The organism is Pedobacter sp. SYP-B3415, from assembly GCF_004138205.1.
Taxonomy (GTDB): Bacteria; Bacteroidota; Bacteroidia; order Sphingobacteriales; family Sphingobacteriaceae; genus Pedobacter.
On sequence record NZ_RXNQ01000032.1, the window covers coordinates 265,010 to 284,766 of the forward strand.

Here is a 19,757-nt window from a genome sequence, read left to right on the forward strand (position 1 = left end):
CATTAACTTGACCATGTAAATCCCCGCACATGTCAAAATCACACCACTATGCTGCTTCCCTGACCTGGACCGGAAACCGCGGATCAGGCACGATGGACTACCGGTCTTACGACCGCGACTACACCATTTCTATTCAAGGTAAACCCGAAATCCTCGGTTCTTCTGATCCGCAATTTCTTGGTAATAAACAGCGCCATAATCCTGAAGAACTCCTGGTTGTTTCCCTGTCTTCCTGCCACATGCTTTGGTATCTTCATCTCTGCGCCAAAAATGGTATCGTAGTTATTGATTACCGGGATCATGCTACCGGCGAGATGGAAGAAACTGCAGACGGTGGCGGCAGGTTTACTGCTGTGACCTTACATCCGGAAGTAATTATCTCAGACCCGTCAAAGAAAGAACAGGCACAGGCATTACATGCCGAGGCAAATAAACTATGTTTCATTGCAAACAGCTGTAACTTTCCGGTAAAACACGAACCGGTCTGTGTAGCAGAAGACGAAGCGATGGTTCGGGGTCAATGACCACTCGCTCGCGATCGTCAGTCCACAATTTATTTGGAAATGTACTTTCCTAATTTTATCTTCGTTTTTAATGGTAACAAGACTATGTAGGCGGAAGCCGATGTAGTCTTGTTTGTTTTTTATAGGACTAAGAAAAAGAATAACGAGCTATGTCAGAAGTAACCTATTATACCCAGGAAGGGTTAGATAAGCTGAGAGAAGAACTTCAACACTTGAAAACGGAGGGAAGGGCATCAATTGCCAAAGCGATTGCTGAAGCCCGCGATAAAGGTGACCTGTCGGAAAATGCCGAATACGATGCTGCCAAAGAGGCGCAGGGACTGCATGAGGCAAAGATTGCCAAACTTGAAGGTACACTCGCCACCGCACGCTTGATTGATGAATCAAAATTAGATTTGTCAAAAGTCCTGGCATTGTCGATCGTAAAGATCAAAAACACAAAAAACGGTGCAACCATGACCTATCAACTGGTTGCAGAATCTGAGGCTGATCTGAAAACGGGCAAAATTTCCGTTAAATCTCCAATTGCACAAGGCTTGCTGGGTAAATCTGTAGGCGAAAAAGCCGAAATACAGGTGCCTGCCGGTAAAATGGAATTTGAGATTCTTGAAATCTCCCGATAACCATATGTGCGGTATCCTTTTTCAGGATGCCGCATTTCACTAAAAAAATCATCATGTCTACCATATTCTCAAAGATTATCTCCGGCGAAATACCGGCACACATTGTAGCTGAAACATCAGATTACCTGGCTTTTCTGGATATCCAGCCGCTGGCTGCCGGACATGTTCTGGTCATTCCGAAAACACCTGTTGATTACATTTTTGATCTTGACGATGAAAGTTATGGCGGACTCTTCATTTTTGCGAAAGTGGTCGCCAAAGGCGTTAAGAAAGCATTTCCATGCAGAAAGGTCGGCGTGGCTGTGATCGGACTCGAGGTTCCGCACACACACATCCATCTCATCCCCATGAATAACGTAGACGACCTAAACTTCAGCAGACCGAAATTGCAGCCAAGCCAGGACGAGTTGAAGGCAGCTGCTTCTAAAATCGTTGAGGCGCTTCGGGAAATCACTGCACCATAACACTTCAGTATGCCGGTCGTCTCATTGCTGGACAACGATTTCTACAAATTCACCATGCAGCATGCAGTGGTCAAGTTGTTTCCGCAGGCTTGTGTAAAGTATCGGTTTATAAACCGCGGCCGGCACGCGTTTCCTGACGGGTTTGCACTGGAGCTGCAAAAAGCGGTAAACAGCATGCGGTTGCTCGCATTGGCTGGAGATGAGAAACGTTTTCTTGCCGAGACGTGTCCTTACCTCGACCCCATTTACCTGGACTTTTTGCAAGGTTACAGGTTCGATCCTGCTGAAGTGCAGATTTCACAGACAGGAAGCGACCTGGAAGTACATATTTCAGGATATTGGTACCGTACAATTTTGTGGGAGGTGCCCATATTATCTCTGATATCAGAATTGTTTTATCGGCTTACCGGCCAGCCCGAGCCTGCGGCCGATGATGTGCAAATTCCCGCCGCTCACAAGATCGGGAAATACGCAGAGCTGGGGGTTAAGATAGCCGAATTCGGAACGCGCCGCCGCCATTCGTATCGCGTCCATGACCTGGTCGTCGCTACCCTTGAGCAGCAGGACGTCAGTGCCTTCATTGGGACCAGCAATGTTCATCTGGCAATGAAATACGGCACCAAACCTATTGGTACGCATGCGCATGAATGGTTTATGTTCCATGCGGGCAAATATGGTTATACGATGGCCAATCACACGGGTCTTCAAAACTGGGTGCGTGTTTATCGCGGCGACCTGGGCATCGCTTTGTCAGATACCTTTACCAGTGAGAACTTTTTCGCTCAGTTCGACAGGATGTTCGCCAAATTGTTTGATGGCGTAAGACACGATAGCGGAGACCCGCTCGCATTTGCCGATCGCACCATTGCGCATTACCGGCAATTCAATATTGATCCCAGATCAAAAACCATTATTTTTTCAGATGCTTTGAACGTAGAGAAAGTGAGCCGGATCGCTGATTATTGCCGCGGTAAAATCGGCATATCATTCGGCATCGGTACGAACTTTACCAACGACGTCGGACTACCGCCCATGAACATCGTGATCAAACTAACCGATGTGCAGCCGCTGGGCGGGCACTGGACTGAAGTAGTGAAACTGTCTGACGAGCACAACAAATATACCGGTAGCGCCGCAGCCATATCGCTGGCCCGCCAGGTGCTCCAGCTTGATTGAAGTAGACCCGGTTCGGCGGATCTCTATGTAAGTTTCGGATTATTTTTATGCCGTTCGCTATCGCGGATGTCTTTCTTTTCCAGGTTGGCTTCTAAAGCTGTTGTCAGGTCAATGCCTGTCTGGTTCGCGAGGCAGATCAGCACAAAAAACACATCTGCCAGCTCATCAGCAAGGTTTACCCCTTCATCGCTTTTCTTAAAAGATTGTTCGCCATATTTCCGGGCCATAATACGGGCCACCTCACCAACCTCTTCCATCAGGATGGCTGTGTTGGTTAATTCATTGAAATACCTGATTCCGGTCGTCTGTATCCACTGGTCTACTACCAGCTGCGCGTCTTTAATCGTCATGTAGCTCTTCTTTTATTTCTTCCCGCAATCTTGGGTTGATATCTGTCGTTGCAGACTCCAGCAAATATACACTGGTTCCGTACTCACGCGCATACGTGTTCTGCACACTCCCGATCTTCCGGATCCTTTTGAACAAGCGTTGTTCTTCATTTCTCCGGGGATCCTGTTCGCCTGCCTCCCGTATCAGGATAAGATGTTTAACCGGCTTGCTGAGATCAAACCAATACAGATAGTCAGCATTATAAGACAGGCAGTTCATGCTTTTAAATTTCGAATAATAATTGATTGCGCCTGCCTGACCATAGTTATTTGCACGAACAAGGACGGCACTCCGCCCCGGCACCAAGGCGTATGCCCGGTCAGCGATTTTGGCCAGTTCCCGCCATCCCTGCATATCTGCAAAATCCTGCGGCAGCTGGTGGTCTTTTCCATCCTCCCACCTCAGCAGTCCGATTTTTTGAAAACGCCCCTGATTTTCCACGATTTTCCCGGGCGACCACAACGGCATCAGGAAGGGAATGAAAAGAATAAGCGAACCTATGCTCGCAGTCAATACGGCGCCCGTTACAACCGGACGTTTGTTTAACTTGTCAGCGAGAAATAGGGCGCCAAAAGAAAGCAGAACAGGGTATAGCCCCAAAGCATAATAATCTTTTGCCCTGAAGTAACAAAAGACAGTCATGGTAAAAAGATAGGTAAGCAACACCCATCTGTGACGCCTGAAGGGGCGATAGCACGCGAGCGCAACCAAACCACTGATCAGAAAGACAATGCTGTTGATGAAATACAGTACCTGGTTAGTCAGAAAATCAGTTCTGTTTACATGCACGAGCTGGCTGCGGCTTAATTCGAGCATGTGTCTGACCACCGGAAAGTTATAGTACACCTGCCAGATCAGGTTCGGCAGCACGAGCACCAAGGCCAGAAGCAAAGCTAAATAAAGATGCCTGTTAACAAAGACCCGCCTTTGCGGCAGGAGCAGCAGTGCAGGAAGCAGTCCTATGCCCAGGAACACGATGTTGTATTTGTTTAGAAAGCCTACCGCAGCCCAGATAGCCATTGTATACAGCTGAGAGGCCTTGCCAGTTTCGAAATGCGCTATCAGGTGATAGAAAACTGCGGTCCAGGCCAGAACATCGAAGGAGTTTGGCTGATACAAGGTGTTCAACCGAAGCAGGGCAGAGCACAGGCAGGCCACGGCAACAAAACTGCAGGCCAGCAGTCCGCCTTTCAGCAGGCGAACGGTTTTCCAGCTATAGAAAATTGTCAGGGCACCAAACACGGCTGGAAACAGCCTTACCCAGAAAAATCCGCCACCCAGTTCTTTGATCAAGGCAGATAAAAATCCGGTCAGCGGTGGAACGGAAGTATAACCAGCAGCCAGATGACTGCCCAGGTCCAGGTGCAGGTATTCATCGCGGTGAAGTTCGTATGCCGGATTGACCAGGGCAAACGACAAGACAACTTTTAAAATCAGAAAAAAGGAGAGCAGCGCGTTTTCCGGCTTGTTGAGCGTGGTGAATTTCACAAATCAATTGGTCATTTTTGTGAATTTACGAAAAACGAGTTTCGAATGATATGCTTATTCTTTGTTTTTGGTATCGATAAAGATGGTTACCGGGCCATCATTAAGTAAAGAGATTTTCATATCAGCGCCGAATATGCCGGTTTCCGTTTTCCTGCCCAGCATCTGCGCCAGCGTCGATGCCATGTTTTCGTAAAGCGGAATGGCCACGGGTGGCTTGGCGGCGCGTGTAAAACCGGGACGGTTTCCTTTTCTGGTGGATGCAAAAAGCGTAAACTGACTGATAAGCAGTATACTGCCGTTTATGTCGGCAAGCGAGCGGTTCATTAATCCCTCGTCGTCGCTAAAAATGCGCATGTTTACAATCTTTTGCGCCAGCCATCCGGTGTCTTCTTCCGTGTCTGCATCTTCAACACCAAGAAGAACAAGCAGTCCTGCCGCGATACGACCGGTAATTTCTCCGTCGACCGTGCATGATGCTTCCGTAACACGTTGAATAATTGCTCTCATATTCTAGTAGTAGATGCTTGGTTAGTGCCGGGTGTCGTTACCATGATAAATGCTGAGATAACTTTCATAGCGCGAGAGGGCTATTTCGCCTTGCTGAACAGCATCCATCACAGCACAGCCGGGCTCGTTGATATGTCTGCAGTTATTAAACCGGCAGTTTGATGAGGTTTTAAAGATTTCCGGGAAAAAATGCCCCAGTTCTTGTGGCTCAATGTCAATAATGCCCAGCTCACGGATTCCCGGCGTATCCACGATATGACCTCCCTGCGGCAAGGGATACATTTCCGCAAAGGTTGTGGTATGTTGTCCTTTGTCGCTCCAGTCTGAAACTGCCCCAGTCCGGATCTCCCTGTCAGGCAGCAAAGCATTGATCAGGCTGGATTTGCCTACGCCCGAGTGGCCGGAGATCAGCGTTGTCTTACCGGCAATGACATCCTGCAGATTATCTATGTTGGTGCCTTCAATAGCCGAAACTTCATAACATGGATAATTGATGTCTTCATAGATAGCCTTGAAATCCTGCAGAATCCCGAGGCCTTCGTCGCTGAACAGGTCCAGTTTATTAAAAACCAGCATGGCCGGGATATCGTAGGCCTCCGCCGTAACAAGAAAACGGTCTATAAAACCAAGTGATGTCCGGGGCGAGGCGAGCGTAACGACCAGCAAGGCAAGGTCCAGGTTGGTTGCCAGAATCTGCGCCTGCCTTGAAAGGTTAATAGATTTCCGGATAATGTAGTTCCGTCGCGGCAGCAGCTCGGTGATCAGAGCGGTTTCGCCGCCTGGTTCAAACTGAAGTTTAACACGATCCCCAACTGCAATGGGGTTGGTTGTTTTGATTCCTTTAATGCGAAACTTTCCAAGGATACGGCAATCGTATGTATTGCCATTGTCTGCCAGCACCTGGTACCAGCTCCCGGTCGATTTTATAACTAGTCCCTGCATAAAGTCTCGTAAAGGTATAAAAAAACGTACGAACGCCGCCAGCTGTCATCCGCGATTTGCACGTGAGTAATCATTCTGCCGGGGGTGCCGGCTAACCGTACTGCCCCTGAAAAGTAAACCGGATTGAAGCGGCCGCCCGGAGGTACGACGGCTACAGCGGAGAGCCGGGCCAGCGCTGACCGGGCTGTGCTTTTGCTTTCCATAACGGAAATATCAGCTTATAGTTTGGCAGGCAGAATTCTGGAGTGATAAATTGACAATGCAAAACCGTTTTAGTTGAATTATTTTGAAAAATATTTTAATATGGTTTGCATGTTTAAAAAATAATAGCCTTCTTTGCCTGTGTAGAAAATACACGAACTAAACATGTACAACAATCAATCGATTATTACAACCATTATTACCACCATCGGGGACAACCGGAGGAAGGAAAGCTAATGCTGTAAAAATCGAAGAAAAGATAGAACACAAAAAGCGCCTTCCTCAAAACGGAAGGCGCTTTTTTTTATGACCTGAACCAAATGAAAGTATTAAAATTCGGCGGAACATCGGTAGGATCGCTGCAAAGTATCAGCACGCTGATCGAGATTGTTAAACAGGAGCAGGCTGAGGGCAACCCAGTAGTGGTCCTTTCGGCTATGAGCGGCGTAACCAACCTGCTAACTGCCATGGCCGCCAAGGCTGAAAAGGGCGAGGACTATAGTGACGACCTCAAACATATCGAAAAACGGCACTTTGATGTTGTCAAGGCTTTGCTTCCCGCCGGGCTCCAGAATCCGGTACTCACCCGGCTAAAAATTTATTTTAATGAACTTGAAGATCTCCTTCAGGCCGTATTTAACCTCCGTGAACTGAGCCTTCAAACCCGCGACCTCATCCTGAGCTACGGCGAGCGCTGCAGTACCCTGATGGTTAGCCACATTGCCAACAAACATTTCGAAGGCAGCCTGTTTGTAGACGGTTCTGAATTAATAAAAACCAACAGCGATTTTGGGTCTGCCCGGGTAGAAACCGAATTGACCGAGCGGCTGATCAGCGCATTTTATCGTGCACACACCGGCCGCGTGTTATTTGTTACCGGATTTATTGCCAGCAATGCGCAAAACCGGCTGACTACGCTTGGCCGCGGCGGAAGCGACTACACGGCCGCTGTATGGGCGTCTGCGCTGAATGCGACCGAGATACAGATCTGGACAGATGTAAACGGCATGATGACCGCCGATCCGCGCATGGTAAGCAAGGCATTTCCGCTTCCCGAACTTAGTTATACAGAGGCCATGGAGCTTTCATATTTCGGCGCCAAGGTCATTTATCCGCCAACAATGATTCCGGCCTTTCTCAAGAAGATTCCGATCGTCATAAAAAATACTTTTCAGCCTGACTTTCCCGGCACTTACATCCGCAATGATGTCCGTGCTTCAGAACTGCTGATCAAGGGGATTTCGTCTATTGATGAGATCAGCATCATCAACCTGTCGGGCAGCGGGATGGTGGGCAAGACGGGCTTTAGTGGCCGGTTGTTTTCACTACTGTCGCGCGAGCAGATCAATATCGTGCTGATTACACAATCGTCTTCAGAGCACAGCATTACTTTCGCGGTTAAACCCGAAGATGCGGTCCGCGCCGTGGCGCTGATCAGTAAGGAATTTGAACTTGAGCTGGATGCACGGAAGCTTGATATGCCGGAAATCGAAAATGATCTTTCCGTGCTGGCTATTGTGGGCGAAAATATGAAACACACGCCCGGCATGTCAGGGAAACTGTTTCATGCGCTTGGGCGTAATGGCGTTAACGTCAGGGCCATCGCCCAGGGTTCTTCCGAATACAATATTTCGGTGATCCTGACCCGAAGTGATCTTTCAAAGGCTGTAAACGCTGTTCACGATGCCTTCTTCACCGAATTGAAGCGTACGCTGAATGTGTTTTGCGTAGGTACAGGCAACATAGGCAAGACCCTGTTTAGGCAGTTGCAGGAACAGGCAGCGTTTCTGGCGACAAACAATGACCTGCAGGTGAAAGTGATCGGCATGGCCAATACAAGGCAAATGTACTTCGATGAACATGGCATTGACCTGAATGCGTGGGAAGATGTATTGCCCGCACACGGGGAACCGGCAGACCTTGCACAGTTTGTTCAACGCATGAAAGCATTTAATCTCCCCAATTGTGTGTTCGTGGATAATACAGCCAGCGAAGCCCCGGTGGCATTTTACCAAAGCGTGCTTGCCAGCAGCATTTCGGTAGTTACCTGTAACAAGATAGGAAATTCGGGTTCGCTTGAGCAGTACCGCAGTTTCAAGGATACAGCCCGGCGTTTCGGGGTCGATTTCTTTTACGAAACCAATGTAGGTGCCGGACTTCCGATCATCAAAACACTCAAGGATCTGATGGTAAGCGGCGATAAACTTTCAAAGATCGAGGCGATCCTTTCGGGTACCATCTCCTTTATCTTCAACAATTTTAACGGAACACATGATTTTGCCTCTATTGTGCAAACTGCACAGGACAAGGGTTATACGGAACCGGATCCGCGCGACGATCTGAATGGCAAAGACTTTATGCGCAAAATGCTGATCCTGGCACGCGATGCCGGCTACCCGATGGAATCGTCTGACGTAGTTATCGAGAATATTCTCCCCGAATCCTGCCTGCAGGCAGCCAGTGTTCCGGAATTTTATGAAGAGCTTGTTCGCAACCGCGATTATTTTGAAAAGTTGAAAACAGATGCGGAGCGTTCGGGAAAGGTGCTGCGCTACATCGGAACCCTGGAAAACGGTTCTGTGCGCATTGCGCTCGAAATGGTCGATGAAAGCCATCCCTTTTACATGCTCTCAGGCAGTGACAACATCATCTCGTTTACCACCGACCGTTATAAAGACCGTCCGCTCGTTGTAAAGGGGCCCGGTGCGGGAGCAGAAGTTACCGCAGCCGGTGTATTTGCTGATATTATGAATGTAGGGCATCGCCTGTAGACTCCCGGTCCATAGTCCAAAGAAAAAATGAAAGATACCATCAAAGTTTTTGCACCGGCCACAGTGGCCAATGTTGTCTGCGGTTTTGACGTGCTTGGTTTTGCCGTCAACGAGCCGGGCGACGAAGTAGTTATGCGCCGGAAAGATAAACCCGGCATTACCATCAGCCTGATTACGGGTGATGAAGGCAGGCTGCCGCGTGAGGCCTCCAGGAATACAGTCAGCGCCAGTGTACAGCACTATCTGGAACATCTCGGCAAAGGAGAGCTGGGGTTTGATATTGAACTTCATAAAAAGATGCCTATCGGCAGCGGACTTGGCTCCAGCTCTGCCAGCACGGTTGCGGGTCTGTTTGCTGTGAACGAACTGTTGGGCCGGCCGCTATCTGCCCGTGAACTGGTTCCTTTTGCTATGAAAGGAGAGGAGCTGGCCTGTGGTTACGGCCATGCAGACAATGTTGCGCCGGCATTGATGGGCGGTTTTGTCCTTATTCGCAGCTACCAGCCGCTCGACCTGGTGGCGCTGCCTTTTCCTGACGATCTTTATGCGGCTATTGTTTACCCTGAGGTCGATGTTCCGACCAAAGACGCCAGGCAGATGATTCGCAACAAAGTATTGCTGAAAGATGCGGTTACCCAATGGGGAAATGTAGCTGGTCTGGTAAGCGGACTTTTTATGAAAGACCTTGCCCTCATGGGGCGCAGCATGCAGGATGTTCTTGTTGAGCCCGTACGTTCCATCCTGATTCCTGAATTTGACAGAATGCGTGAACTGGCCATGGATGCCGGTGCCGCGGGCTTCGGTATATCGGGTTCGGGTCCCTCTGTCTTTGCCCTCGCGGGCGACAGGGAAACAGCGCGCAAAATCACCTTTGAATTGCAGAGCCACCTGCACAGGGCAAACATCAACAGCAAGAGTTTTGTATCTCAGGTAAACGCCGAAGGACCAAAAATTCTCGACTAATCCTAACAACCAAGAACCATGAAATTTTATAGTACCAATAACAAAACGCTCCGGGTTCCATTTGAAGACGCGGTGTTTAACAGCATGCCGGTCGACAAAGGCCTGTACCTGCCCGAACATATTCCCCAGCTTGACCCGGATTTTATTGCCAATATTGAAAATTATTCACTGCAAGATATCGCTTTTCGCGTTGCTTCAGCGCTGCTGGAAGATGAAATTCCCGCGGAAGCGTTGCGGCAGCTAAGCGATGCGGCCATAAACTTTGATGCCCCGGTTGTTCCGCTTGACGCAGAAACGGCCGTTCTCGAACTCTTCCACGGCCCTTCCCTGGCATTTAAAGATTTTGGCGCCAGGTTTATGAGCCGTATCATGGGTTATTATCTGCGTAACGGACAACAGCAATTGGATGTCCTGGTGGCAACCTCCGGCGATACAGGTGGCGCCGTTGCACTGGGTTTTCTTGGTGTGCCGGGAACACGGGTTACCATCCTGTTTCCAAAAGGTAAAGTCAGCCCGATACAGGAACTGCAATTGGTAACGAACGGGCAGAACATCCGGGCTATTGAAATAGACGGAACGTTTGATGACTGCCAGGTACTGGTGAAACAAGCTTTTGCCGATCAGGAACTGAACGCCCGCTTACGCTTAACCTCGGCGAATTCGATCAATATTGCACGGCTTATTCCGCAGACCTTTTATTACTTCCATGCCTATGCGCAGGTTAAACGCGCAGGGGGGAAAGATATCGCGTTCTCCGTGCCGAGCGGAAACTTTGGGAATATAGGTGCAGGACTGCTGGCCTGGAAAATGGGACTGCCTGTAAAGGCCTTTATTGCTGCGACAAATGAGAATGATACTGTTCCGCGATTCCTGGAGACCGGCGTCTATGAAACAAGGCCTTCAGTGCAAACATATGCCAATGCCATGGACGTGGGGGCGCCAAGCAACTGGGTTCGCATTATGGATCTGTTTGAAGGTGATCTGAAGTCGCTTCGTGAAATGGTATATGCCCGGCGATTTACTGATTCAGAAACGCTCGAAGGTATGAACGAGCTGGCAGACCGCTACAATTATGTCGCCTGTCCGCATACGGCGATAGCCTGGTTAGCAGCCAGGCAATACCGCAGCGAAAATCCGGGTAATTACCAGACGGTGTTTTTATCAACCGCGCATCCCTGTAAGTTTCCTGATGTGTTCCCCGAAGCGCTTGCGGCAAAGATCGGTACTCCGGATCAGGTAGCCGGGCTGGCTGCGCGCGAGGGACGAGCAACGAAGATGGCGGCCGATTTTGGCGCTTTTAAATCATTTCTGTTGGCCTGAATAAAAAAAGCTGCCGGACATGCAGATTGAAAGATCAACCGGCCGCCGGCAGCATAACCAAACCACTGGTATTATTTGCCCTGCATGACCTGTTTCCGGTCGGCAGAGCCAGAGCTCTTTAAGCTGCTGATTTCTTTCTTTAAATTTTCAATTTCGGCTTGCTGTTCTTTCATGGCAGCAACCAGAACCGGTACCAGTGCCTCCAGGTCTACCTTGTTAACGCTGGCAATTTTGCTGGCGTTTTTCCCGGCAGGATAATCCCTGTTTTGCGTGAATACCAATTCCGGGAAAACCTTTACCACGTCTTCAGATACGAAGCCGAATTGTTTGGATTGTGCCAGTTTCAAACGGCTGCTCCAGTCTTTGTTGTATTCAAAACTAACCGGTTCCAGCTGCACGATGCGGCTAACAGAATTTTGTATAGGTTGTACATTCGACTTAAGCTGGCTATCGCTTAATTTTTGTGCCTGGGTGCCCAGACTGCAGGCTACCATGCCGCAGACCAGAACTGCTGTTAAAAGTTTCATTGCTCGGATATTATATAAATGGGTAAGACATGACAGCCTGAAAGCTGCCAGATTTTATTGCTCGTTCAGAAAGATTAAGCTACCTGATTAGGCGGGGGTGTCTGAATGGGTGGATAAAACAACACCCTGAAATGGTCATTCAACGGGATTTGCTTTTCATCAAGCAAAACGAATACAGGTTGCAGTGCAACCACTGCCGGAACACTGATATACAATTCGGCAAGTCTCGGTTCGGTCTCTTTGCTCTCTTCATTTTCACCTGCTGCCTGCTCAATTACGGCCTGAGAAAATGGCAGCATGCGTGCATCGCTCATCATCTTGCCGGTGAACAGCAGAAGTAACATGACGACAGAAAAAACCTTGAGTGTTTTCATTAGCAAAGCGTTGCACTGCAAACATAGCAAAATTCGGGCCTTGTATTATCCCCTTATCGTCATAAACAAAAAAACAGTACTGTCCTATTGCGAAACAGGCAAAATTGAAGGCTTGCTTTCGTTTCCGCTCCGGTCTACAGCCGTGACAGCGATCGTGTTAATTGTCTGTTCCGGTGTCTTTATGTTCCCTTTTAACGCCGCAGTTTTTTTGCTCACCTGGAAGAAACGGTCTTTCCGGTTCAGAATGCGGTATGTCCACTGCGTGCCATACCTGGTATAAACCACCCATTTAAAAACTTCTTCGTGCTTCTGGTGTGACCATTGAACGTTCAGATCGCTATACCTGTTCTGAACGGTAACTTTTGGCGCTGCAGGCGTTCTGCGGTCAAGCCAGGGAGATGCAGGAACGAGTGCTTCTTTTTTATACGGACCATTCAACAAATCCCTGCGCAGGCTCTCGTGTTTGGTGAGCGCCGCAATGCTCCAGTGAATGGCTCCCGGACTGGAGGGCAGCATTCCGCGTGTGATCATGATCTGATTGATAATTTCATCACTGTTCTTATCGCCGCCACCCAGTCCGCTGTTCATACCGGGCCAGAGGTGCCGCTCCTGTTTATTTTCTGATTGCCACCAGCCGAGCACCACAGGGAAACTATGCGGATAGTCATTGATAAGCCAGTAGATCTGCGGGGCAAAATAGTCGATCCAACCTTCATTCAGCCAGAGTTTCGCATCAGCGTAAAGCTTTTCATACTGGTCAAAGCCCTGAACCGATGCCGGGTAACCAGGTCGCCAAATGCCGAAAGGGCTCAGGCCGAACTTAACCTCTTTTTTGATGGACTTAATTTCTTTATAAACGCGCCTGATAAAGACGTTTACATTCTGCCGGCGCCAGTCCCCTCTCGATAATTTGCCGCCACTTCGCTTATAGACTGCCCAGCTGTCATTATCCGGAAAGTCCTCGCCACCGTTGTATTCAGTATAAGGATAAAAGTAGTCGTCGAAATGAACGCCATCTATATCATAACGCGTAACAAGATCAGATACGACTGCTGCAGAAAGATCTTGCACATCTTTTTTTGCGGGATCAAGCCAGTAATATCCCTGTTTCAGCTTATAAACAAGATCCGGCCTTTTTTTTACGATAGAGTTCGGCCCGGCTTCGCCACCTGAAATGTGATGAGCCCGGTACGGATTCAGCCAGACATGCAGTTCGATGCCCCGATCGTGTGCGGCTTCAATCCAGAACTCGAGGGGATCATAATAGGGGCTGGGCGCTTTGCCCTGCTGGCCGGTCAGAAAATAAGACCAGGGCTCGAGCTTACTTGCGTACAACGCGTCTGCCTGCGGCCTGACCTGAAAGATAACCGCGTTGAAGTTTTGCTGTTGCAGCATATCCAGCAGCGCAATGGCTTCATCCTGCTGCTGCTTCGTGGTAAGTCCGGGTTTGCTCGGCCAGTTAATATTCGCTACGCTTGCAACCCAGGCGGCCCTGAACTCCCGTTCAGCCGCTGGGGGTTTGGGAATTTGCTGGGCAGCCAGTCTGGCAACAGCACTGATCAGTATACACAGGGAGAGCAGGTACGTTCTAAGCATAAGGTAATCTTCGGAGGCTAAACATATCAATTCGCGTGCAAACGAAGCTGTTATTCCCGAAAATATTACGTTTATACTTGACTAAAAGATGGCGCGTGCGATCTCTTTGGTTTGTTCGGGCCTGCCCATGGTGTAGAAATGCAGTACCGGAGCGCCAAATTCAATCAATTCCTTACACTGCTTGATCATGAAATGTGTGCCTACTTCTTTCACTTCTTTTACTGATTTGCAGTGCTGAACGGCATCGCTCAGATCTTCCGGCAGGTCAATGTGGAAGATCTTTGGAAGTGAAACAAGCTGTTTAGCATTGCTGATCGGTTTCAAACCCGGAATAATCGGAACATTGATATCGTTTTCCCGGCATTTGCGAACAAAGTCGAAGTACTTTTGGTTGTCAAAAAACATTTGGGTTACGATAAACTCGGCTCCCATCTCCACCTTTTTCTTCAGGTATTTGAAGTCGGTGCCAAGATTTGGCGCCTCAAAGTGTTTTTCAGGATAGCCGGCCACCCCGATGCAGAAGTCGCTTTTGAAACTTTCTACATCTTCATGCAGGAATTTACCTTCATTGTGATTTTTGATGTGTTCGATCAGATCGGTAGCGTAGCAATGTCCGCCGGGGGTCGGAATAAACGCAGAATCGGCCTGACGGGCATCGCCACGCAGCGCCAGTACGTTGTCGATTCCGAGAAACTGGAGATCGATGAGTGCATTCTCGGTTTCTTCTTTGGTAAAGCCGCCGCAGATCAGGTGCGGTACCGCATCGATTTTGTATTTATGAATGATCGCAGCGCAGATAGCAATGGTGCCGGGACGCTTGCGGTAAGAAACTTTTTGCAGCAGGCCGTTATCCTGTTCTTTATAAATATAATCTTCGCGTAACGATGTGACGTCGATAAAAGGCGGATTGAACTCGAGCAGAGGATCAATTGCATCATAAACCCATTGGATGCTCTGACCTTTGATCGGGGGCAGCAACTCAAAAGAAAAAAGAGTTTTCCCCTTTGCGTTGCTGATGTGTTCTGTGATTTTCATGTTTGGTTCTTGGATACTTCGGTTCGTACAGCTTGGTTGAGATTTATTTAATAGGCCAGGTTTGGTGCCAGCCAGCGTTCAGCTTCTTCAAGGGGCAGCCCTTTGCGCTCTGCATAGTCTGCAACCTGGTCTTGCGTAATCTTGCCGAGACCAAAGTACCGGGATTCAGGGTGCGCAAAGTAATAGCCGCTAACCGCTGCGGTTGGGTACATGGCGAAACTTTCGGTGAGACGCAGTCCGATACGATTTTCGGCATCAAGGAGACTAAACAGGGTTGCTTTTTCTGTATGGTCCGGGCAGGCCGGATAACCCGGGGCAGGCCTGATACCGGCGTACTGTTCTTTGATCAGGTCCTCATTGCTCAGGTTCTCTTCCCGGGCATACCCCCAGTATTCTTTACGAACCAGTTCATGCATTTTTTCAGCGAAAGCTTCTGCCAGCCTGTCGGCAAGTGCCTTGGTCATAATGCTGTTATAGTCGTCAAAATTCTTTTCAAATTCAGCCACAAGCTCGTCGCAACCAATGCCAGTGGTTACGGCGAACCCGCCAAAATAATCAGAAATGCCCGTGCTTTTTGGTGCGATAAAATCGGCCAGCGCATAGTAAGGCTGCCCTTCCGTTTTTTCCGCCTGCTGCCGCAGGGTATGGATTGTGACGGTTTCTATATGGCCATCTTTTTCTACGCTAAGCTCAACGTCGTCGCCAACAGCGTTAGCGGGCCAGAAACCGATTACCCCCCTGGCAGTAAGCAATTTTTCATCAAGAATGCGTTTCAGCAGTGCCTGCGCATCGTCAAATAATTTCCGCGCTTCATCGCCTGCTGCTTTGTCTTCGAAGATTCGCGGGTAACTTCCCCGTAATTCCCAGGTATGAAAGAACGGTGTCCAGTCAATGTAAGGAACCAGTTCATCAAGTGGAAAATCTTCGAAGACCCTGGTGCCGGTAAACGCGGGAGCAGGCGGAATCATGCCGTTCATGTTGATCTGAAAGCGGTTTTCGCGGGCTTCTTCGATCGGTTTGAAACGTTTGTCTGAACGTTTATTGAGGTGTGCTTCGCGTGCTTTATCATATTCAGCCCGGATATCGCGGATGTATGTTTCCCTCGTTTCGGCGTTCATCAGCGTGCTGCAAACCGTTACACTTCGGGAGGCGTCGAGTACATGGATCGCCGGACCGGAGTAGTTTGGTGCTATTTTCACAGCAGCATGAATACGCGATGTGGTTGCACCACCTACAATGAGCGGAATATCGAACCCTTCGCGTTCCATCTCTTTGGCAAAATGAACCATTTCATCCAGCGATGGTGTAATCAGTCCGCTCAGGCCAATAATATCTGCCTTAATTTCCCTGGCCTTTCTGATAATTTCCTGTGCGGGTACCATCACACCCATGTCTACGATCTCAAAGTTGTTGCAGGCCAGTACAACGCCGACAATGTTTTTGCCGATGTCGTGTACATCACCCTTGACGGTAGCAAGAAGGATTCTTCCTGCCGAAGAACTGGTGTTGCCATCCGGATTGTCAAGTTTCTCCTGTTCAATAAATGGCAATAAGTAAGCAACGGCTTTTTTCATTACCCGGGCAGATTTTACCACCTGCGGAAGAAACATCTTGCCGGCTCCAAACAGATCTCCAACGATGTTCATCCCATCCATCAGCGGCCCTTCAATGACATGAAGGGGTTTCGGGTACTTCTGGCGCGCTTCTTCAACATCCTGGTCCAGGTACTCGATAAGTCCTTTGACCAGCGCATGTGATAACCTTTCTTCTACCGGGGCATTGCGCCAGGCTTCATCTTTCACCGTTTCCTTGCCCTTGGATTTTACGGTCTCAGCAAATTCAACGAGACGCTCAGTAGCGTCATCCCGGCGGTTCAGAAGCACATCTTCCACGCGCTCCAGCAGTTCTTTAGGGATCTCTTCGTACACCTCAAGCATTCCGGCATTGACAATGCCCATGTCAAGTCCGGCGCGGATGGCATGGTACAGGAAGGCCGAGTGCATCGCTTCGCGTACGGTATTATTTCCTCTGAAAGAGAAGGATATATTTGAAACACCTCCGCTTACCTTGGCATGCGGCAGATTTTCTTTGATCCAGCGGGTTGCATTGATAAAATCGACCGCATAATTATTATGTTCTTCCAGGCCGGTGGCGACGGTAAGAATATTCGGGTCGAAGATGATATCCTGCGGGGGGAAACCAATCTCATTTACAAGAATGTCGTAACTGCGTTTGCAAATTTCAACCCGGCGCTCGTAATTGTCAGCCTGACCTTTTTCATCAAAAGCCATGACAACAACGGCCGCGCCATACAGCATCACTGTGCGCGCGTTTTCCCTGAATTTATCTTCGCCTTCCTTCAGGGAGATCGAGTTCACGATGCCTTTGCCCTGCAAACATTTCAAACCGGCTTCAATGACGTTCCATTTTGAGGAATCGACCATGATGGGCAGCTTGGAAATATCAGGTTCTGATGCCAGGAGGTTTAGAAACCGGGTCATTGCCGCTTCTGAGTCGAGCATGCCTTCATCCATGTTCACATCAATAACCTGGGCACCACCCTCAACCTGCTGACGCGCTACAGCCAGGGCTGCTTCATAATCGCCGCCAAGAATGAGTTTGGAAAATTTTGGTGAACCGGTAATGTTTGTACGCTCGCCAACATTCACGAAAATGCTTTCGGGCGTAATGGTTACCGGCTCAAGCCCGCTTAGTCGCATATGCGGTTCCGGACTGGCGACTTTTCTCGGTTTTGATTTGCGGGCAATCTGTGCAATGGCGCGGATGTGTGCAGGTGTGGTACCGCAGCAGCCCCCAACCATATTTACGAATCCCGAATCGAGAAAATCTTCAATAAATCTGGCCGTTTCAGCAGGCAGCTCGTCGTAAGCACCAAACTCATTCGGCAAACCGGCATTGGGATAGGCCGAAACAAAACAGCCTGCCTTTTGCGCCAGTTCTTCAATATGCGGACGCATTTCTTTTGCCCCAAGCGCACAGTTGAAGCCAATACTGAGCGGATTGGCATGGACAACGGAATTTAAAAAGGCCTCAGCCGTCTGGCCGGAAAGCGTACGCCCCGATGCATCGGTAATCGTACCAGAGATCATAATCGGGCGTTCCTGGAAAATTTCGGGGGCCTGAATGTCCCTTAATTCCGCTTCGTATTTTTTGATGGCGAATATCGCCGCCTTTGCATTGAGGGTGTCAAAGATTGTTTCAATAAGCAGCAGGTCAGAGCCGCCGTCTACAAGTCCGCGAACCTGCTCATAATAAGCATCAACCAATTCATCAAAGGTGATGGCACGGTATCCCGGATCATTAACGTTTGGAGAGAGAGACAGGGTGCGGTTGGTTGGGCCGATGGCTCCGGCAACATAACACCGGCGTTCGGGGTTCCTTTCCATGAACTCTGTACAGGCTGCTTTCGCAATCCGTGCGCCTTCCAGGCTCAGTTCGTAAGAAAGTTCCTCCATCTGGTAATCAGCCATCGAGATGCGCTGCGTACTGAATGTATTGGTTTCAATAATATCTGCCCCGGCTTCGAGATATTCAAGATGGATGGCCTTGATGACGTCAGGGCGGGTGATGTTCAGCAGGTCATTGTTACCTTTTACATCACATGGATGGTTTTTGAAGCGGTCGCCTCTGAAATCCTCTTCAGTGAGGGTGTAACGCTGGATCATGGTGCCCATGGCCCCGTCGATCACAAGAATGCGTTCTTCTAAGTCTTTTCTAATGCTCATGTTGCGCGTGGGCCTTCGCCCGTGTAGGATTACCCTGTATTACATTTATTATGCTTCCGGTCAGGCTGCAACAGTGACCGGTGGCAATGCTTATCAGGAAATCCGGGCGGGGTTTCACTACTTATCTTTTCGCGGTTGCTACCGGGATAGAATTTAGCACCTTGTAGGCACAGGTTGCTAAGACTTCTCAGGGTCTAATCCCTCCATCTTTCTTAATAAGCGACTACAAAAATGCAACAAAGAAAGATCATTTCCAAAAAATCGGGGGCGGCACCGAATTAAATAACAAAAGCCACACAAATCTGCGTGGCTTTTGAAATATTGTTTTGAGAAGTCCTTTACTTTCTGCCGCCGAAAATGCGCAGCAGGTAGAGGAAAATGTTAATGAAGTCCAGGTAAAGCGACAATGCGGCCATGATAGCCAGCTTTTTCGTATCGGCGTGTGCAATGGTACTGCCATCGCGTTCAATGCCCTGGCCCATACGTTTGATCATCTGTACATCGTACGCAGTAAGCGCGGTAAAAACGGCGATACCTACAAATGCCATAATAAAACTGAACTGTTCGCTCTGAAAAAACATATTTGCAAGGCCTGCGAGCAGAAGGCCGACAACCCCGACCATCAGAATAGGACCAAACTTGCTCAGGTCAATGTTGGTTGTATAACCCATTACAGCCATAATGCCGAAGATTACCGCCGCGCCTACAAAACAGCTGATGATAGAGGCCTGTGCGTAAACAAGAAGCACGAAACTCAGACTCACGCCAAGTAAAAGGGAAAACAGGATGAAAACGCCCAGAATTGCGCCATATGAAAGCCTGCTGAAGCCTGCCCCCATGAGTAACACGAGCCCCAGAGGTGCAAACATCGCTACATAACCCAACGCTGTTCTTTTGCCGGTTTCATAGTTAAATAGCAAACGCTGTGTTTCTTCAGAATAGAACACTAGTAAAGCCGCAAGCGTAGAGATCGCCAGTGCAACGAACATCCACATAAAGACGCTCGCGAAAAACTTTTTAGATACAGAGCGTTCCTGCTGGACAAAAACCGTCTGATCGTCGTATGAATAATTTTGCTGTTCCATTTTTTTATTTGTGTAAACGTTAAAA

17 protein-coding genes and 1 riboswitch are annotated in these 19,757 nt (G+C 48.9%); of the genes, 7 read left to right on the forward strand and 10 right to left on the reverse strand.

Annotation, left to right across the window (positions count from 1 at the left end; translation table 11 throughout):
• Nucleotides 1–29: 29 nt before the first annotated feature.
• The 4 genes from EJV45_RS13075 to pncB all read left to right on the forward strand — a co-directional run bounded on the left by EJV45_RS13075 (nt 30) and on the right by pncB (nt 2,787).
• Nucleotides 30–524, forward strand: coding sequence for an OsmC family protein (locus EJV45_RS13075; RefSeq protein ID WP_129716128.1), 495 nt, complete (start codon nt 30–32; stop codon nt 522–524).
• A 149-nt stretch (nt 525–673) separates the two neighbouring features.
• Entirely contained in the window at nt 674–1,147 is a 474-nt protein-coding gene (gene greA / locus EJV45_RS13080) for a transcription elongation factor GreA (RefSeq protein ID WP_129716129.1), read from the forward strand.
• Nucleotides 1,148–1,200: 53 nt separating this feature from the next.
• Nucleotides 1,201–1,611 carry an HIT family protein gene (locus EJV45_RS13085; RefSeq protein ID WP_129716130.1) on the forward strand — a complete coding sequence of 137 codons (411 nt, stop codon included), beginning with the start codon at nt 1,201–1,203 and terminating at the stop codon, nt 1,609–1,611.
• A gap of 9 nt (nt 1,612–1,620) precedes the next feature.
• The gene (gene pncB / locus EJV45_RS13090; protein WP_129716131.1) at nt 1,621–2,787 is read left to right on the forward strand and encodes a nicotinate phosphoribosyltransferase; all 1,167 of its coding nucleotides are present in this window, start codon (nt 1,621–1,623) and stop codon (nt 2,785–2,787) included.
• A 23-nt stretch (nt 2,788–2,810) separates the two neighbouring features.
• On the opposite strand, the gene EJV45_RS13095 is transcribed toward pncB, so the two are convergent.
• The 4 genes from EJV45_RS13095 to rsgA are packed head-to-tail and all read right to left on the reverse strand — an operon-like array spanning nt 2,811 to nt 6,114.
• Entirely contained in the window at nt 2,811–3,137 is a 327-nt protein-coding gene (locus EJV45_RS13095; RefSeq protein WP_129716132.1) for a nucleotide pyrophosphohydrolase, read from the reverse strand.
• On the reverse strand, nt 3,127–4,665 hold the full coding sequence (locus EJV45_RS13100) for a glycosyltransferase family 39 protein (protein ID WP_129716133.1): 1,539 nt from the start codon (nt 4,663–4,665) through the stop codon (nt 3,127–3,129). Before EJV45_RS13100 ends, EJV45_RS13095 begins: the two co-directional genes overlap by 11 nt.
• Before the next feature lie 54 nt (nt 4,666–4,719).
• On the reverse strand, nt 4,720–5,172 hold the full coding sequence (gene dtd, locus EJV45_RS13105) for a D-aminoacyl-tRNA deacylase (RefSeq protein WP_129716134.1): 453 nt from the start codon (nt 5,170–5,172) through the stop codon (nt 4,720–4,722).
• A 21-nt stretch (nt 5,173–5,193) separates the two neighbouring features.
• Nucleotides 5,194–6,114: a ribosome small subunit-dependent GTPase A gene (gene rsgA / locus EJV45_RS13110; RefSeq protein ID WP_129716135.1), complete on the reverse strand. Its 921-nt coding sequence runs from the start codon at nt 6,112–6,114 to the stop codon at nt 5,194–5,196.
• A gap of 521 nt (nt 6,115–6,635) precedes the next feature.
• On the opposite strand from rsgA, the gene thrA reads away from it, so the two are divergent.
• From thrA to thrC, 3 genes are read left to right on the forward strand one after another with little or no spacing between them, the layout of a single operon-like run.
• Entirely contained in the window at nt 6,636–9,086 is a 2,451-nt protein-coding gene (gene thrA / locus EJV45_RS13115; RefSeq protein ID WP_129716136.1) for a bifunctional aspartate kinase/homoserine dehydrogenase I, read from the forward strand.
• Nucleotides 9,087–9,113: 27 nt separating this feature from the next.
• The gene (locus tag EJV45_RS13120) at nt 9,114–10,049 is read left to right on the forward strand and encodes a homoserine kinase (RefSeq protein ID WP_129716137.1); all 936 of its coding nucleotides are present in this window, start codon (nt 9,114–9,116) and stop codon (nt 10,047–10,049) included.
• Nucleotides 10,050–10,067: 18 nt separating this feature from the next.
• A complete protein-coding gene (gene thrC / locus EJV45_RS13125) occupies nt 10,068–11,369 on the forward strand; it encodes a threonine synthase (RefSeq protein ID WP_129716138.1) in 1,302 nt (433 codons plus the stop codon).
• A 71-nt stretch (nt 11,370–11,440) separates the two neighbouring features.
• Here thrC and EJV45_RS13130 read toward each other — a convergent pair whose 3' ends face one another.
• The 6 genes from EJV45_RS13130 to EJV45_RS13155 form a co-directional block, all read right to left on the reverse strand.
• Nucleotides 11,441–11,896: a tail fiber domain-containing protein gene (locus tag EJV45_RS13130; protein WP_129716139.1), complete on the reverse strand. Its 456-nt coding sequence runs from the start codon at nt 11,894–11,896 to the stop codon at nt 11,441–11,443.
• A 74-nt stretch (nt 11,897–11,970) separates the two neighbouring features.
• Nucleotides 11,971–12,270, reverse strand: a complete 300-nt coding sequence (locus tag EJV45_RS13135) for a hypothetical protein (protein ID WP_129716140.1) — start codon at nt 12,268–12,270, stop codon at nt 11,971–11,973.
• Between the two features lie 84 nt (nt 12,271–12,354).
• Entirely contained in the window at nt 12,355–13,866 is a 1,512-nt protein-coding gene (locus tag EJV45_RS13140; protein ID WP_129716141.1) for a glycoside hydrolase family 10 protein, read from the reverse strand.
• Nucleotides 13,867–13,947: 81 nt separating this feature from the next.
• Nucleotides 13,948–14,901, reverse strand: a complete 954-nt coding sequence (gene metF, locus EJV45_RS13145; RefSeq protein ID WP_129716142.1) for a methylenetetrahydrofolate reductase [NAD(P)H] — start codon at nt 14,899–14,901, stop codon at nt 13,948–13,950.
• A 47-nt stretch (nt 14,902–14,948) separates the two neighbouring features.
• On the reverse strand, nt 14,949–18,647 hold the full coding sequence (gene metH / locus EJV45_RS13150) for a methionine synthase (protein WP_129716143.1): 3,699 nt from the start codon (nt 18,645–18,647) through the stop codon (nt 14,949–14,951).
• 118 nt (nt 18,648–18,765) lie between these two features.
• A riboswitch (SAM riboswitch) is annotated at nt 18,766–18,869 on the reverse strand.
• Nucleotides 18,870–18,985: 116 nt separating this feature from the next.
• Nucleotides 18,986–19,732: a Bax inhibitor-1/YccA family protein gene (locus EJV45_RS13155; protein WP_129716144.1), complete on the reverse strand. Its 747-nt coding sequence runs from the start codon at nt 19,730–19,732 to the stop codon at nt 18,986–18,988.
• Nucleotides 19,733–19,757: the final 25 nt, after the last annotated feature.